Annotated in this window: 17 protein-coding genes; 13 read left to right on the top strand and 4 right to left on the bottom strand. The window is 34.4% G+C overall.

Going from position 1 to position 14,903, the window contains the following annotated elements; all coding sequences use genetic code 11:
* Positions 1-108: 108 nt before the first annotated feature.
* Both KORDIASMS9_RS13495 and KORDIASMS9_RS13490 read left to right on the top strand, forming a co-directional pair.
* Entirely contained in the window at positions 109-1,416 is a 1,308-nt protein-coding gene (locus tag KORDIASMS9_RS13495; protein ID WP_114903339.1) for a C1 family peptidase, read from the top strand.
* Between the two features lie 164 nt (positions 1,417-1,580).
* The gene (locus KORDIASMS9_RS13490) at positions 1,581-2,342 is read left to right on the top strand and encodes a class I SAM-dependent methyltransferase (protein WP_114903338.1); all 762 of its coding nucleotides are present in this window, start codon (positions 1,581-1,583) and stop codon (positions 2,340-2,342) included.
* Between the two features lie 103 nt (positions 2,343-2,445).
* On the opposite strand, the gene KORDIASMS9_RS23340 is transcribed toward KORDIASMS9_RS13490, so the two are convergent.
* Positions 2,446-2,613 carry a hypothetical protein gene (locus KORDIASMS9_RS23340; RefSeq protein WP_162819951.1) on the bottom strand — a complete coding sequence of 56 codons (168 nt, stop codon included), beginning with the start codon at positions 2,611-2,613 and terminating at the stop codon, positions 2,446-2,448.
* Positions 2,614-2,804: 191 nt separating this feature from the next.
* Here KORDIASMS9_RS23340 and KORDIASMS9_RS13485 point away from each other — a divergent pair, with 191 nt between their 5' ends.
* From KORDIASMS9_RS13485 to KORDIASMS9_RS13440, 11 genes are all read left to right on the top strand, one after another.
* Positions 2,805-4,019, top strand: coding sequence for a class I SAM-dependent rRNA methyltransferase (locus tag KORDIASMS9_RS13485; protein ID WP_114903337.1), 1,215 nt, complete (start codon positions 2,805-2,807; stop codon positions 4,017-4,019).
* 195 nt (positions 4,020-4,214) lie between these two features.
* Positions 4,215-4,805: a hypothetical protein gene (locus KORDIASMS9_RS13480; protein ID WP_114903336.1), complete on the top strand. Its 591-nt coding sequence runs from the start codon at positions 4,215-4,217 to the stop codon at positions 4,803-4,805.
* Positions 4,806-4,854: 49 nt separating this feature from the next.
* Entirely contained in the window at positions 4,855-5,325 is a 471-nt protein-coding gene (locus KORDIASMS9_RS13475; protein WP_114903335.1) for a hypothetical protein, read from the top strand.
* A gap of 36 nt (positions 5,326-5,361) precedes the next feature.
* Entirely contained in the window at positions 5,362-6,015 is a 654-nt protein-coding gene (locus KORDIASMS9_RS13470; protein WP_114903334.1) for an alpha/beta fold hydrolase, read from the top strand.
* Positions 6,016-6,057: 42 nt separating this feature from the next.
* The gene (locus KORDIASMS9_RS13465; protein ID WP_114903333.1) at positions 6,058-7,044 is read left to right on the top strand and encodes an AraC family transcriptional regulator; all 987 of its coding nucleotides are present in this window, start codon (positions 6,058-6,060) and stop codon (positions 7,042-7,044) included.
* Between the two features lie 124 nt (positions 7,045-7,168).
* Positions 7,169-7,345 carry a hypothetical protein gene (locus tag KORDIASMS9_RS23335; RefSeq protein ID WP_162819950.1) on the top strand — a complete coding sequence of 59 codons (177 nt, stop codon included), beginning with the start codon at positions 7,169-7,171 and terminating at the stop codon, positions 7,343-7,345.
* Positions 7,346-7,349: 4 nt separating this feature from the next.
* Complete coding sequence (locus KORDIASMS9_RS13460; protein WP_114903332.1) at positions 7,350-7,856, top strand: DUF1772 domain-containing protein; 507 nt, start codon at positions 7,350-7,352, stop codon at positions 7,854-7,856.
* Positions 7,857-7,868: 12 nt separating this feature from the next.
* Positions 7,869-8,711 carry an NmrA family NAD(P)-binding protein gene (locus KORDIASMS9_RS13455; protein WP_114903331.1) on the top strand — a complete coding sequence of 281 codons (843 nt, stop codon included), beginning with the start codon at positions 7,869-7,871 and terminating at the stop codon, positions 8,709-8,711.
* 263 nt (positions 8,712-8,974) lie between these two features.
* Complete coding sequence (locus tag KORDIASMS9_RS13450; protein ID WP_114903330.1) at positions 8,975-9,796, top strand: hypothetical protein; 822 nt, start codon at positions 8,975-8,977, stop codon at positions 9,794-9,796.
* A gap of 146 nt (positions 9,797-9,942) precedes the next feature.
* On the top strand, positions 9,943-10,674 hold the full coding sequence (locus KORDIASMS9_RS13445; RefSeq protein WP_114903329.1) for an ion transporter: 732 nt from the start codon (positions 9,943-9,945) through the stop codon (positions 10,672-10,674).
* Positions 10,675-12,167: 1,493 nt separating this feature from the next.
* On the top strand, positions 12,168-12,893 hold the full coding sequence (locus KORDIASMS9_RS13440) for a hypothetical protein (protein ID WP_114903328.1): 726 nt from the start codon (positions 12,168-12,170) through the stop codon (positions 12,891-12,893).
* Positions 12,894-13,010: 117 nt separating this feature from the next.
* On the opposite strand, the gene KORDIASMS9_RS13435 is transcribed toward KORDIASMS9_RS13440, so the two are convergent.
* The 3 genes from KORDIASMS9_RS13435 to KORDIASMS9_RS13425 form a co-directional block, all read right to left on the bottom strand.
* Entirely contained in the window at positions 13,011-13,256 is a 246-nt protein-coding gene (locus KORDIASMS9_RS13435) for a transposase (protein WP_256387011.1), read from the bottom strand.
* A gap of 140 nt (positions 13,257-13,396) precedes the next feature.
* A complete protein-coding gene (locus tag KORDIASMS9_RS13430) occupies positions 13,397-14,251 on the bottom strand; it encodes a T9SS type A sorting domain-containing protein (RefSeq protein WP_114903326.1) in 855 nt (284 codons plus the stop codon).
* Between the two features lie 293 nt (positions 14,252-14,544).
* Positions 14,545-14,901, bottom strand: coding sequence for a MauE/DoxX family redox-associated membrane protein (locus tag KORDIASMS9_RS13425; RefSeq protein WP_114903325.1), 357 nt, complete (start codon positions 14,899-14,901; stop codon positions 14,545-14,547).
* Positions 14,902-14,903 lie beyond the last annotated feature (2 nt).

Here is a 14,903-nt window from a genome sequence, read left to right as displayed (position 1 = left end):
CACATTGCATTTACCCTGTAAATCTCTTATCTTTAACGCAAACAAGACAAAAATTCACACAAACAACCCTTATGTTTTTGCTGGATCAAAATAATAAACTCAATCAGTATGGAAAAAAAAATTCTAATCCTTTTATGTATTGCACTACCCTTCTCAATACTTGCTCAAGACGTTAAATTAGGTTTAAAATTTACTCCAACCGATCAATTACGAGGTATTCCAATGGCTTCAACACCTTTTGCTGGAGATGAACTACCGAGCACTTTTGATCTTTCAAACAGAATGCCACCTGCTGGTGATCAGGGACGACAAAGTTCATGTGTTGCATGGGCAGTTGGGTATGCGTGTAAAAGTTATCAAGAAAAATATGAAGAAGGCTCAAGCTTCTTCAATGGAGGTGCTATAAATAAAAATGCTGTTTTTAGTCCTTCTTTTATTTACAATCAAATTAATAATGGTGTAGATGGAGGAAGTCTATTTATAGATGCGTTAAATCTCGTTTCTCAGCAAGGCGCAGTTAAATGGTCTGATATGCCTTATAATGAAAGTGATTATACAACAAGACCTAATAACAATATAAAAGACAGAGCAAAAAAATACAAAATTGACTTTTGGAGACAAGTAAACGCTGCTGATAGTAAAGAAGTAAAAGCACAGTTAAACGCAGGGTTTCCTGTAATTATCGGTGCAATGATAGATAGAGGCTTTGTAAACAACGGAAGAAACAGTGTAGGTCAAGATTTTATTTGGAATAATTACAGCGGACAGCAACTTGGAGGTCACGCAATGATTGTGGTTGGTTATGATGATAATAGAAGCGCTTTTAAGGTGCTAAATTCTTGGGGACAAAATTGGGGAAACAACGGATATTGTTGGATTTCATATTCGTTCTTTCCAAATACTGTCCGAGAAGCGTATGTAATGAAAGATGCTATTAACGGAACAGATACTAATCCTACACCTCGTCCTGTTGTAAATCCGACTAGCGATTTAACCGCAACTTTCAGAATTTCCAATGTACAGCATAACATTCAAGATATGCAGCAAGGTCAAATCATGAGAATCCACGGAATGGTTAATCTGCCGCAAGGAATAGGAAGAAAAGTTCAAGTTGTAGTAAAGTTTTACCTAAATAATGGTAGTAATGGAAAAGGTGTGCCTGTTGGTAGTCTTTCTAATTACTTTATGATGCCCGATGGTTCTGCAGCAACTGGAACTCCTAAATCTGATATCATTCCTGGCAACCAGCAATGGTATGTTAACATGCCGTATCAAACACTAAAAGTCAATAGAGGCAGGTATGCTTTTGGAATATATCAACCATTTACCACTTACTTAATTGCCGAACCTATTCTCTATATTGATGACTTTGCAGTAGAAACAGGTGGATTAATTCCATTCTTTGTCAAACTATAACACAATAACTGTAGCTGAGTAAAGTCTGGAGACTACTCACGTCTACATTTACGTCAGGAATCTCAAAACATACTTTCGTAGCTTAGTAAAGCCTAGAGACTTTACTAAGCCGCTATTTTTTTGTCCAACCTTTACCTAACTTTATACATTAATTCATTCACAACATGAAAACCAACTACACCGTCGGCAACCTTATCTATGATGCAAGTATTTATGATGGCATGAATACCAACATGGACGATTTGCCTTTTTACAAACGTTGGCTTTCAAAAAATAAAAACGCACGTATCTTAGAACTTTGCTGTGGCTCGGGGAGATTGACGCTTCCGCTTGCAAAAGACGGACATGATATTACGGGTGTAGATTTTACCGCTTCCATGCTAACACAAGCAAAAGCAAAAGCTATACATGCTGGTTTGGATATTGAATTCATAGAAGCGGATATGCGGACTTTTGAGCTACCTGAACAATACGACCTCATCTTTATTCCTTTCAATTCTGTTCACCATTTGTATACAAACGAAGATTTGTTTCAAACACTAAAAGCCGTAAAAAAACACTTAAAAAAGGATGGCGTATTCATATTCGATTGTTTCAATCCAAACTTGCCGTTTATTGTTGAAGGTGGAAAAGAACTCAAAGAGATTTCTAAATACAAAACTGATGATGGCAGAAAGATCGTGATCAAAGAAATCATGCACTACGAATCTAGTACACAAATTAATCGTATAGAATGGCATTATTTTATCAATGGAGAATTTGACTCGATTCAAAACTTGGACATGCGCATGTTTTTTCCGCAAGAACTAAATGCATATCTACAATGGAACGGTTTCAACATCATTCACAAGCTTGGCTCTTTTGAAGAAGAAGCATTTCAAGATACTTCTGATAAACAAATATTTGTTTGCAATGTAGCTGAGTAAAGTGTGACGACTTTACTCCAAACACATTGCAAAGCAACAAAAAAGCGAACCGAAGTTCGCTCATCATAGTTATTTTTTAATATTTGCACGTGACGCTGCTTGTCTAACAGTAATTTAAGTCACTTTGACAAGTATGTGCTACTGTGATATATGAACCACAATTTCCTTGAAAAAGGGTCTCTGCGTTTGGATAACCTCCTATAGCATTGGCACTCAATTTAGATACAGATTTTTTGTTCAACTTTAATAAGTTAGGTTTTCTTTTTTTCATAACATTTAATTTTTTTAATTAATATGTAATAAACTTATAAAATCATTTTTTTAACAATGTACGGGAAATCCGTAATTAACAAATAAATAACTAATTGCGTAAAGTCACTATATGAGTAAAGTCTCGCGACTTTACTAAACGTCTACATTAAAAAATCGTACTTTTACCAAACACATCGCAAAGCAAAAAAATTGATCACATTACCTGAAATAGTCACGAGTAAAATCGCCATCAAACTGAAACCTTCCTCAGAAACGTTGGTAAAAAAAGGACATCCATGGGTTTTTGAAAACAGTATTTCCAAGCAAAATAAAGAAGGAAAAACAGGCGATATAGCCATCATTTTTGACCATCGGAAGAACAAATTTCTAGCCTGCGGATTTTACGATCCAAATTCTCCCATTCGCATCAAAATATTACAAGCTAATAAGCCTGCCACGATCAATTCGGAATGGTTTGCCAACAAAGTGCAAGAAGCCTACAACAAACGAATTCCACTCTTACAAACGGACACTAACAGTTACCGACTGATTTACGGCGAAAACGACAACTTACCTTCACTCGTTGCAGATGTATACGATACTGTGTTGGTTGTAAAGCTCTACGCGTCGTTTTGGTTCTACCATTTAAAAGATATTTTGCCTGAACTGATCAAAATCAGTAAAGCGGAAACAACTGTGTTACGACTTAGCAGAAATGTGCAAAAAGAAAAGAATCAATTTGGTTTTACAGACGGGCAAGTTTTAGATGGCGAACTCCACAATGAAGTGATAGTCTTTAAAGAGCACGGCGTAAATTTCTCTGCCAATGTCATTCACGGACACAAAACAGGCTATTTCTTAGATCACAGAGCCAACCGTAAAAAAGTAGGTGAACTTTCCAACGGAAAAACGGTTTTAGATGTGTTCTCCTATGCGGGCGGATTCTCGGTGCATGCTTTGGTTGGTGGCGCGAAAGAAGTCACAAGTTTGGACATCAGTGCGCCTGCGTTGGAAATTGCGAAAAGTAATGCAACGTTGAATTCGTATGCTGGAACGCATAAGATCATTGTGGGCGATGCGTTTGAAGAACTCAATAAACTCGCACGTGTCAACACAAAATTTGATATTGTCGTAATTGATCCGCCATCATTTGCCAAAAGCGCCGCAGAAGTTGGAAAAGCGATTACAAGTTATAAAAAACTCACGCAATTGGGACTGCAACTGGTCAACCGAAAAGGAATCTTAATCTTAGCTTCTTGTAGTTCACGCGTGACTGCTGAGATCTTTTTTGATTTGGTAGCGGAAACTCTTTTACGAAACAATGCCAAGTATACAATTTTAGAAAAAACGCTTCACGATATTGATCATCCAATTGGTTTCAAAGAAGGCGCGTATTTGAAGTGTGTGTATTTGAAAATTGAATGATTAAAGCATTGATACATTGATACATTAACAAACCGTCACATCGAGTGGTTTTTCGTAATGTTTACATTGAGCGTAGTCGAAATGAAATGAAGAAAAATTGTATCGAGATGTTGTTGAAGTTAGATTGGTAATTATTTTAAAACATTTAATTAGTATCTTTCTTTACCAAACAAGTCATTTCTTTTTAAACATATTATGAAGTCTCTGAAAATAATAACTATAGCTCTATCAATCTTGGTTATAAGTTGCCAAAAAACGCATCAAAATAATGCACATCCAGAAATTTATGATTTTATGGAAATTGTGATCAAAGAACAAAAATTAGATCCTAGTTATGCGTTACGTCTTTTACCAGAATCTAGATTTACTTCATTTGACTCTGATAGTATTATGTTTAATAATCTATTATTTAAAATTCAACAAAAAAAAATAATGGAGAAAAATAAAAAAGAGGAAGAACCCAATGTCCTTAATGAGATTTTACGTTCTCCAATGAACTGGCTATATTACCTTGATGATATAACAGAAGAAGATATTGCCGCTATGAAACAACAAAAAAAAGAATTGATCAATTTTAAATGGGATAATTCCAAATTAGGCTTTAATCAATCAAATAAAAAAAACTGGTATGCGTTTTCTATTCCATTATTTTCAAAAGATAAAACCAAAGTTGTTATGATGATCAAAGATTTATGTTCAGGCTTATGTGGTGGTGGAAAGACCATACTATTTACAAAAAAAGACCATACATGGACATCAACTATAGGAAGTTTTTGGTACCATTAAAGGCATAGATTTTGTTAAAATCAACATAATAATTAACTATCTTCATTCCATGAAAAAATACATCTTCTTTATAATTCTTTTCTGCGCAAGTGATATCGCAACGGCACAAACCTATGTATACAAAGGAAACTCCAACTTTACGAATGATCTCATTTGTACAGTGGAAGATGGAAAAGTGTATAATGGAGATTCTACTTTTAGACTAGATATAATAGCAAATGTTAAAGGTGGTAAAATCTATAAAGGGAATTTTACGTTTTTAAAAGATATCATTGCCAACATCAGAGATGGCAGAGTATATAAAGGAAATTCATTTTTCCAAGGTAACGTGCTATTCAATATTCAAGACAATGTGATATACAACGGCATCTCTAGTTCGTCGTTTGATATTATAGCACGTATAGAAGATGGAAACGTCTACAAAGGACGATCCGATTTTAGAGGAGACATTCTTTTTAACTTTGATGGTGAATTAACGCTGGAAGAATTTGTAGCAGTCTGGCTTGTGTTTCACCAATAAGCCGTAAATTTACAAATACACAATGTTTTACAGTAAATGAGAATTATTTTAATTCCTGGATTAGGATATGACGATCGTATTTTTCACAATTTAGACTTGTCGGATTATGAAATTGAATATCTAAACTGGATTGAACCACTCAAAAACGAGGATATTCACGATTATGCACAACGCTTATTCGCTACAGCGAAATTAGCTACCCAAAAAACAATCTTAATTGGTCATTCACTCGGCGGAGTCGTTTCGCAAGAAATTGCAAGCGCCAACCAAATTGAAAAAATTATTTTGGTTTCAAGTATTAGCGCGCGAAAAGAACTGCCATTTACATTCAAAATTGTAAAACCATTACGTTTAGATCGTTTTTTTACGAAAGGATTTTGTGTAAAATCTATTTGGTTTTGGGGAAAATATCACGGATTTACTGCAGAAACTACAAAGCTATTTAAAAGCATGATTGGCAAACAAACCAATTCCTATTTGCAATGGGCTTTTAGAGCTTTATCTACTTGGAAAGCGCCGAAAGTTCCTAAAACGACTAAAATTCTTCGCATTCATGGAACCAACGACAGAACCTTACCGTACAAACTCGTCCAAAAACCTGATTTAATTATTAAAAACGGAAGTCATATCTGCGTGATTGATGAAGCTTCCTCCATTTCTGAATTCATTAAAAAAAATATACAAGAGTAACATCATTTCAATTTTTAGTATTTTAGTAACAAAGTTTGTCTTGTGAAATACATTTCCATCAATCTCTATAAAAAAATGATCGATCATGCACTTGATGAAGGATTGCATGCAGATGAACTTCAACAATTATCAACGTCCGTCGATGCCATTTCAAACCTAAACGCCGTTCCTGCCAATCATTTTTTTGAACTGCACGAATTCTTAGATAAAAAATTAGGCGCAGGATTTTCTATTCGTGTTGGACAGCAAATGAAAATAGACGATTACGGAGTATTGGGCTTGGCGTGGCGAACCTGTTCGTGGGTTGGCGAGATTTTTGACCGAAGCGAACGGTATTTTAAATTACTCTCTGACACCTACGTTTTCAAAGTAGAAAAAGGCCCAGAAATTTCTAAAGTCTATCTATACCGAGACGCACATCGACGCGGATTGGAACTCTCTAACGAAGCCACTTTTTCGGCAACCGTAGTGGTTTTGCAAGCAATGAGCGAAAAAATGATTTTTCCTGTGTCGGTTTCCTTCAAACATGATCCTCCTAAAAAATTGGACGATTATCAAAAAGCGTTTCAATGTCCGATACTGTTCAATCAATCGCACAATGTCATTGCGTATACAACAGAAGATTTAAACCTAAGAACTGCCAAAGCCGATATCAGCATCAATAAATTTTTGGTGGAACGCGTTGAAGAAGAAACCAACGGAATTCAAATCAACTCTAACAAACTTATCACTGATATTCAACAATTGATTGAAGACGCGCTGCCAAGTGGTATTCCAAGTGTGGCATCCTTAGCAGAAATCTTAGGCATGAGCACGCGAACATTTACACGACGACTTTCCGAACACGGTGTCACATTTCGCGATTTAATTCAACAAAAACAAGAAGAACGCGCCAAGTTGCTGTTGACCAAATCAGATACGAATATTGCACAAATTGCTTTTGAAACTGGCTTTTCGGAACAAAGTGCCTTCAATCGTGCCTTTAAACGTTGGACGGGAAAAACGCCTATTGAATATCGTAAATCGTAAATCATAAATCGTAAATCGTAAATTTCCACACTTTGGCGTAAACAGTCAAAACATTGGCGCAAACGGTCAATCTTCCCTTCACTCCTTTTCTGAAATTTGTCTCATCAAACTAAAACAATCAGTTATGGGACTTTTAAACATGTTAGTATATATCATTCTTCTAAAGACTTTTACTCTTTTCACTGCTGTAGATAAGAACATAAATACCGTAGAAGATAACTCAAAAACCAACTCGGTAACGATCGTTTCTATGTACGAAGCGACTTCACAAGAAATCATTCTCAACCTAAAAAAAGATTAATTCTATGGACATTTCACTGAAACTTTCAATCATTTTGATCGCGGCATTGCTCACTGGACTTTCCGCAGGTTTATGTTTTACATGGACAAACGCGGTTACCTCAGGAATTGGCAGATTGGACAATGTAGGCTATTTACAAGCATTTCAACAAATGAATCGCGCCATCATCAATCCAACATTTATCGTTGTCTTTTTTGGACCATTTCTAGCACAAATGCTCAGTATATTTTTATTGAAAAACACATCAAGTACCATCATTTTAGTGCTCGTAGCGGCAACACTATGCTACTTTTTCGGATTGGTTGTAATCACCATATTTGGAAATGTTCCATTGAATGAAATTTTAGACAAAACCGATCTCGCAACAGCTTCTGTAAGTGATCTACAAAGTCTACGCGATCAATATGAAGTCAAATGGAATCGCTTGCATCTCATCAGAACGATTACCAGCATTAGTTCCTTTGCACTTTTACTCATTGCACTTATCAAAGTATCACAGTATAAATTTTAAACATCAATTACTATGAAATCAAACATTTTAGTTACTGGCGGCACAGGAAAAACAGGTCGCCGTATTGTACACATTTTAAAAAACGAACAGGAAAACGTATTTGTAGGTTCACGACATAACACTCCTGCTTTCGATTGGAACGATCAAAAAAGTTATGCCAACGTTTTAAAAGGCATGGACAGCGCCTACATTGCTTACACGCCCGATTTGGCTGTACCAGGTGCCAAAGAAGCCATTCAAACCTTTACAGAACTCGCTTTAAAAGAAGGTTTGGACAAAGTGGTATTACTTTCTGGAAAGGGAGAAAAAGAAGCCGAAGCTTGTGAAGAAATTGTGGCTAACTCTGGATTGAATTACACCATTGTACGTGCTTCATGGTTCAATCAAAACTTTAGCGAAAGTGTCTTTTCAGATCCAATTTTAGCAGGTCATGTTGCCTTACCGATGGCAGAAGCTGAAATTCCGTTTGTCGATGCAGACGACATTGCAGAAGTGGTAGCAAAAGCCTTACGAGACAATTCACTCAACGGACAAATCATCACAGTTACTGGACCAAGAAAGCTCACGTTTAAAGAAGCCGTTCAAACCATTGCCAAAGCGACAAACAGAACCATCAACTTTCAAGCAATTACCTTAGAACAATACTTGGAAGGCATGGAAAACGCAGGTGTTCCCGCAGACTTTATTTGGTTGTTTGGCTATCTTTTTAAAGAAGTGTTGGGCAATGCGGACAATCAAACAGTATCAAACGATATTGAAAGTATCCTTGGAAGAAAAGCAATGGATTTTACAGAATTTGCACAAAAAACTGCTGCTACGGGCATTTGGAATCAAACTATTACGCAGGCATTATAATAAAATCATCCATCAAATAAGTGAACTCATCTTGACTTTTAATAGTTATACCAATTCTACTATAAGATGCAACAAATAAGCTCGTTCATTCAGCATTCTATAGTAAAATTGGTATTAATTATTGGTCCTGTTGTCCATCAAAAAAACGAACCGTTACCAAAGTCACTTCTCCACGGAAGTGGCTTTTTGTTTTTATAGAAAATTAGTACCTTAAATCCCCAAACGGACACTTTGTATAAAACTGTTAGAAATAATTTTTACCTGTGACGAAAAGTTCCTTACATACAATCAACTATTTAATTGCTGCGCTTGCAATAATATCCTGCATCATCAGTATTTTTAATAATGATATTTATCAAGATGGTGAATGGATAAATGCACAATGGCTAGGACAAGATATTGTAACTTTAGGTATGGCTGTGCCCATCTTACTCATTAGCATTATTAAAACATCTGACACAAAAAATAGGCAATGGCGTATTCTAAATAGTGGCATACTACTTTATTTTGTGTACACTTATATCTTTTATGTATTTGCAGCAAAACTCACATTTTTATATTTATTTCATATTCCGATATTTAGTCTCGCTACGTTTGGGTTTGTCCTTTCCTGTTTAAAATTGCATACCTATGATTGTGGCTTTGCTTTACCACGAAAATCGTTAAAATACACAATTATTGTATATTTGATTCTCATCGTACTGATGCTATCATTTATTTGGTTGGGTGATATTTTTGCTCATCTCACGAATCCTGAACACCGATCTGAAACACCTGATGGCGAAGCTCCGTTAATTATCTATTCATTAGATTTAGCCATCATAATCCCATTAATGTGTATGGCTGCTTTTTTATTGTATAAACAGAAGAATTGGGGCTATATTCTTACTGGAATAATTTTAGCCAAAGCAGGCACACTCGGATTTGCGCTTATGGCAATGTCTTTGAGCATGTATATACAGAAACTAAATCCAGATTATTTTCTAATAATTTTATGGAGTTTTATTGGCATAATCGGAACTTTATTGACGATACTCTACTTAAAAAATCTAACATTAACAAACAATACTAAAGTTCGCAAATAGATTTTTATTGCCATATATAAAGTCAAATACTTAATTATTTAATATCTTGAATTTTCTGTATAGAAAGAGAATGGTTTGCTACATTACTGAAAAGTTTAGGTAGCATAAACGCTTCTTTCGTATACCAAGGCTATACCTGATCCAAAATGAAGGAACAACTTAGAATATTTGTAGAAGACAACACCACAAGAGGAGGTAAAATATTTGACTATTGTATTCAAGCACTTATATTGATTTCCTTAGTGGCTTCTGCAGTTGAAACACTTCCAAATAATAGCGCTTCTACCAAACAAATTCTTTTCATCATAGAGATATTCTGTGTCGTTGTATTTTCTATTGAATACATCCTTAGAATATATGTGGCTAAAAAAACATTCCGATATATTTTCAGTTTCTACGGTATCATTGATCTACTAGCTATTTTACCGTTTTACCTCAATACCTCTGTTGATTTACGTGGATTAAGAGCTTTTCGTGTTTTTAGAATCTTTAGAGCTTTAAAATTAATACGCTACAACAAAGCGTTGCGCAGATTTCATATTGCTGCCAGAATTGTAAAGGAAGAAATGGTATTGTTCTTTATTGTTACAGGAATTTTAATGTATCTCTCTGCCTCAGGAATCTACTTTTTTGAGCACAAAGCACAACCAGAAGCATTCTGTTCCATTTTTCACAGTCTTTGGTGGGCCATTGTTACCCTAACTACAGTCGGATATGGAGATGTAATTCCTATTACCGTGGGCGGCAAAATTTTTACGTTTTTTGTACTTATTATTGGAATTGGTGTGGTAACAGTTCCTGCGGGTTTGGTTGCTACTGCATTGGCAAAAGCAAGAAGGATTGAAGAGGAAGAAGATGACACCACTACAGAATCATAGAATTGTATAGTAACTACTTGTCTTTTTTTTGAACCTTCTTTACACCAACAACACGCGTATATATCCCTTAAATGCTAAACTAAAAACATCCATTTCCCTTATGGTTATAAACGAGCAGCGTTTGTATTTCAACGAAAGTCTGTCTCAGTAGTTTTAGAAGCTTCTGAAGTTTCCCAAAAGTATGTTGTAGCGCTGCAAGAGTCTTTCCTCAATGCAGGAAAACTGTTCGCAGTATTGCAGGAATCTTTCCTAACGCTAGGGAAACAAGTTGCAGTGTTGCAAAAACATTTCCCGAAACTGGGGAAGCGTTTTACAGTATTGCATAGACCTTCCCCGACGTCGGGGAAGCATATTACATTACTGTAAAAATATTTCCCGAGCATTTTTATTGCGTATTTTTTAATAAAATGATTGAATATGATATAACTATTGTGAATTTTTCAAAATGTATTCTTCTTTAGTAGTATAAAAGCGATTAAATTGTAAAGTCTGCATCTTTCATTTAGATTTATATAGATCAACTACAGAAAATTTACACTATGAAAAACATTGAAAAAACACCAAACATCCTTATTCTTATTACCGATCAACACTGTCAGAATCTGATAAACTTACAGAAAATAAACTGATTCGAAAGATTTTGGCTGAAAAAGGAAATTACTATGCGTATGTGGTACATATTCATTCTTATGGAATCGCTAATGTAGATTTCAATATCTTATTTCAGAAAGAAAAGAAACTCATTTGTATAAACCATAACACATCATAAAGCGTATCGCAGTATGTATTGCAATAATTCTGACGAAACTACATGGACATTGGTTTGGGCTGATGCGAACTCTAAAACCATTCAATACAGACTAGGAACATATTCTTAGGGAATTAGTACTTAACTTCTGTTCTTTACGGAAAACCGCATTGTGTATGTATGAGTTTTGTTTTACATTTATGGGGAATAACAGGAGGTTGAAATCAAATTTGTTCCTGTTATTTATCATATTTAGTATAAAAACAGGAATTCCGTATATACATATGTTATATATAATTCAAAAAGAGAATCGGAGACATCCGTTAGAAAAGATGATTTTGGAACGATTTTATATTATTTTTAAAATCAGTAGATTTTCATTTAAGTTTTTGTCAGTTACACTGTGAAAGACAGTTCTTTCAAACATTGTTAATGTACTCAAAAACTTAAATTAAGGTAGTGGATTTATTTCACAAAATCAACTCCTTATAAAAAAACTATAAAATCTAACATTGTAAATAGTAAAAAAAGGCACGCCTTATACAAATATAAAGCGCATCTTTTTCACTATTTCAAACGGGCTTTACCGCTCATTTTGGCTCTTTTTTGAACTCCTGTTTTTTTACTTGAGTTTAAGTTGTAATTTAGTTAAGATAAGAACGTAAAAAACATATATATAACAATAGAATAAATTGCATTAAAACGCAACTTATTCTTATCGTTGGCAATAATTTATTAACATTCGATGATATCATCTAAGATTCAACAAATTGAAAATATAAATAACCTTTCTAAAACTATCTTAGCATCGGTTGCAATTTTCCTTGCTGGTTATATACAAACAAGTGTTCTGGATAATAAAATTGATAATAAGGTTTTAGCCATTCTAATAATAGCCGTTACATTGTTAATTTGTGTTGAAGTTGGTTCAATAGTTATTGAATATTTTATAAATAATAATTCTTGGATAAGAAAAATCATTCTAGGAGAAGAGTTTTTTGAAGGTTTATGGATAGATGTTACAGAGATAAAGACCTATGCTCTTATTAGAATTAAATATGAAAAAGGATTTTATCTATTACAGGGCGAATCTTATAATTCAGATGGAGAATTACTTGGGACCTGGAAATCAGTAAACTCTTGGATTTCAAATGGAAAGCTAGAATGTTATTATAAGGGAAACTATGATGACCAAGTTTCAGATTTTGACGGAAGAAATGAATTCAGTTTTATGTGTTCTAACGGTAAGATTCCTTGCAGATTTACTGGATACTATATGGATATAGTAACTGAATTTCGTCAATATCGGATTATAGGGGAAAGAATCGAAAAAGATATTGAAATCAAGCTCACGAATCCTTCTGAGATTAAGAATTTTATAAAAAAATGGGGGGAAGAAAATTCAGGAGTCTTAATAGATAAAAGTAAAAAAACTATTGCCAACAATGGTAATCGTTGCACAACCCTATAATTTCACAAAAAATAAGGCATTCTCAGCACTTTTAAGAGTGCCTTTCTTTTGATTCTCGTTATAGAGTTCTAAAATTAACTCCGCTTATAATCAAGATATAATTATCAAATAGTAGCATTATTTTGAAAATGAGGAAGCCAAGTGATTTAACTCTACTTTTGTAGTTTTTGTGATGAATTTCAGGTACTTCTTCAAGTTATAAGCAATGGCCGCCATATGCATGACTTTGTTAGCTTGTTCAATTCCTAATGTATTGATTTTTCTGAGTCCCACATATTCCTTTAGCGTACCAAAAACGGGTTCTACCGTACTTTGCCGTTTCTTTTTCATATAACGTCCTTGTTTACTGCATACTCTAGTAATAGCACGCTTATATACTGCTCAATAATACGATACAAGAAACTTCTTAAACTTGTGCAATAAGCACACCGTGCGCCTATTAAAAAACAGGAATCCTCTTTTACTCATAATTTAATCGACGAAGTTTGCAATTAACAGTCAAATCAAACCTTCACAATTTTCTTAATTAGCGTTCCTTGAGGCGTTTCTATCTTTAAAAAATAAATACCTTTACTTTTAATGCTTGAAACATCTAACTGCATTTGTTCAGCTTGAATATCTTTTGTCAATAATTTTCTTCCATCAATAGACGTTAAGCTAAGTTTGCCTTTTGTCGTGGCAGGAAAATTAATGAATAACTGATCTACAACTGGATTTGGAAAGACTTTAATGCCATTCAAAAACTTTTCATCTACTGATAATAAAAGAATAATATCAAAATCATCTATCTTTAATAATCCAGTCACTATTTCTCCATCAAAACTTACACTAGCATTATGTATAATTCGAATGTTTTTGACATTAGACATAGTCTCATAAAAGACGCCAGGTATACTAGGTACATAGTCACCTTCATCAGTTAGTTCTACATCATAACCGCCCTGAACCCAAAAAATTACAGAAATCCAATCAGTCATTGCAGGAATTTCAAAGGACTGTAGTGTAACCAGTTCAGCATTATTGAATCCTTCAAATCCCAATCGTATATGTAGCGGAAAGTTATTATCATTTTTTACATCAAATTCAAAACCTGTTCCCCATGTTTCATCATATAAATTACCGCCAAAGTGATATACAACAGCCATTTCTCCTATAGCAGTATTAGAGCCATCGCAGGTTTTCAACAAATAGTATTGATTAAATTCATTTGAACCTGAATGCATTTCTTGAGTAAGCATGGTTGTAGAGCCGTCAGTATTCGTCCAATTAGAAATTCCGTCTTCGAACTCATTTCCTATTTGACCATAAAAAAGTATTGGAAAGCAATATAATATTGATAAAAGTAATCGTTTTTTCATAGTGAATAGTGTTATTAACCGTTGTATATTTTGATAAAACTCATCAATTTGAGTGAATTTTATGATTGAAAATGTGTGAAATTTGTATCGAAAATAGCATGTTTTGCACTAAACAGTTCTCGATACGATTTTTCATACCTCAAAATCACTCGAAATGAAGCTTCGTTATACTTTTGTATTCAAAATACACAACGGATGTAATCTTTATAAATGTATAATTTAATCCACGACTAATGAAAATAGTGCACCCTAAATCAATAAAATATTGTTTAATTTAGGACACCACTAAAGCTTCAAACAAATGTATACGCCCAATAGATTAGTCCCGCTTGCATCGGCAATCGAATCAACGTTGGAATGACAAATTCACCTTTGCGTCTTGCCATTTGAAAATGATTCCAATTTGCAGGAAATACAGCAATTAACAAGGCAATAACTCCCATCGCAGCATACGAACGTGTGGCTTCAAATAGCAACGCAATTCCTAATGCAATTTCAATAATTCCCACCAAAATATTCACGATTTCAGGTTTAGGAACCCATTTCGGTGTGACTTTTAGAAAAAGTTTTGGAGTCACAAAATGAAAAATTCCTGCCACAATGTAAATGGCAGCCATAATGTATAACGAAGTTGTAGCGGTTTCTGGCATTA

Origin of the sequence: Kordia sp. SMS9 (genome assembly GCF_003352465.1) — a bacterium.
Taxonomy (GTDB): domain Bacteria; phylum Bacteroidota; class Bacteroidia; order Flavobacteriales; family Flavobacteriaceae; genus Kordia.
Note: the sequence above shows the minus strand (reverse complement) of the source record. Positions and strands in the feature narration are given on the sequence as shown.

Excerpts from the sequence above, each read along its gene's own strand:
- KORDIASMS9_RS13495 (WP_114903339.1), top strand. The coding sequence starts at position 109 with ATGGAAAAAAAAATTCTAATCCTTTTATGTATTGCACTACCCTTCTCA.
- KORDIASMS9_RS13490 (WP_114903338.1), top strand. The coding sequence starts at position 1,581 with ATGAAAACCAACTACACCGTCGGCAACCTTATCTATGATGCAAGTATT.
- KORDIASMS9_RS23340 (WP_162819951.1), bottom strand. The coding sequence starts at position 2,613 with ATGAAAAAAAGAAAACCTAACTTATTAAAGTTGAACAAAAAATCTGTA.
- KORDIASMS9_RS13480 (WP_114903336.1), top strand. The coding sequence starts at position 4,215 with ATGAAGTCTCTGAAAATAATAACTATAGCTCTATCAATCTTGGTTATA.
- KORDIASMS9_RS13475 (WP_114903335.1), top strand. The coding sequence starts at position 4,855 with ATGAAAAAATACATCTTCTTTATAATTCTTTTCTGCGCAAGTGATATC.
- KORDIASMS9_RS13470 (WP_114903334.1), top strand. The coding sequence starts at position 5,362 with ATGAGAATTATTTTAATTCCTGGATTAGGATATGACGATCGTATTTTT.
- KORDIASMS9_RS23335 (WP_162819950.1), top strand. The coding sequence starts at position 7,169 with ATGGGACTTTTAAACATGTTAGTATATATCATTCTTCTAAAGACTTTT.
- KORDIASMS9_RS13460 (WP_114903332.1), top strand. The coding sequence starts at position 7,350 with ATGGACATTTCACTGAAACTTTCAATCATTTTGATCGCGGCATTGCTC.
- KORDIASMS9_RS13455 (WP_114903331.1), top strand. The coding sequence starts at position 7,869 with ATGAAATCAAACATTTTAGTTACTGGCGGCACAGGAAAAACAGGTCGC.
- KORDIASMS9_RS13445 (WP_114903329.1), top strand. The coding sequence starts at position 9,943 with ATGAAGGAACAACTTAGAATATTTGTAGAAGACAACACCACAAGAGGA.
- KORDIASMS9_RS13440 (WP_114903328.1), top strand. The coding sequence starts at position 12,168 with ATGATATCATCTAAGATTCAACAAATTGAAAATATAAATAACCTTTCT.
- KORDIASMS9_RS13430 (WP_114903326.1), bottom strand. The coding sequence starts at position 14,251 with ATGAAAAAACGATTACTTTTATCAATATTATATTGCTTTCCAATACTT.
- KORDIASMS9_RS13425 (WP_114903325.1), bottom strand. The coding sequence starts at position 14,901 with ATGCCAGAAACCGCTACAACTTCGTTATACATTATGGCTGCCATTTAC.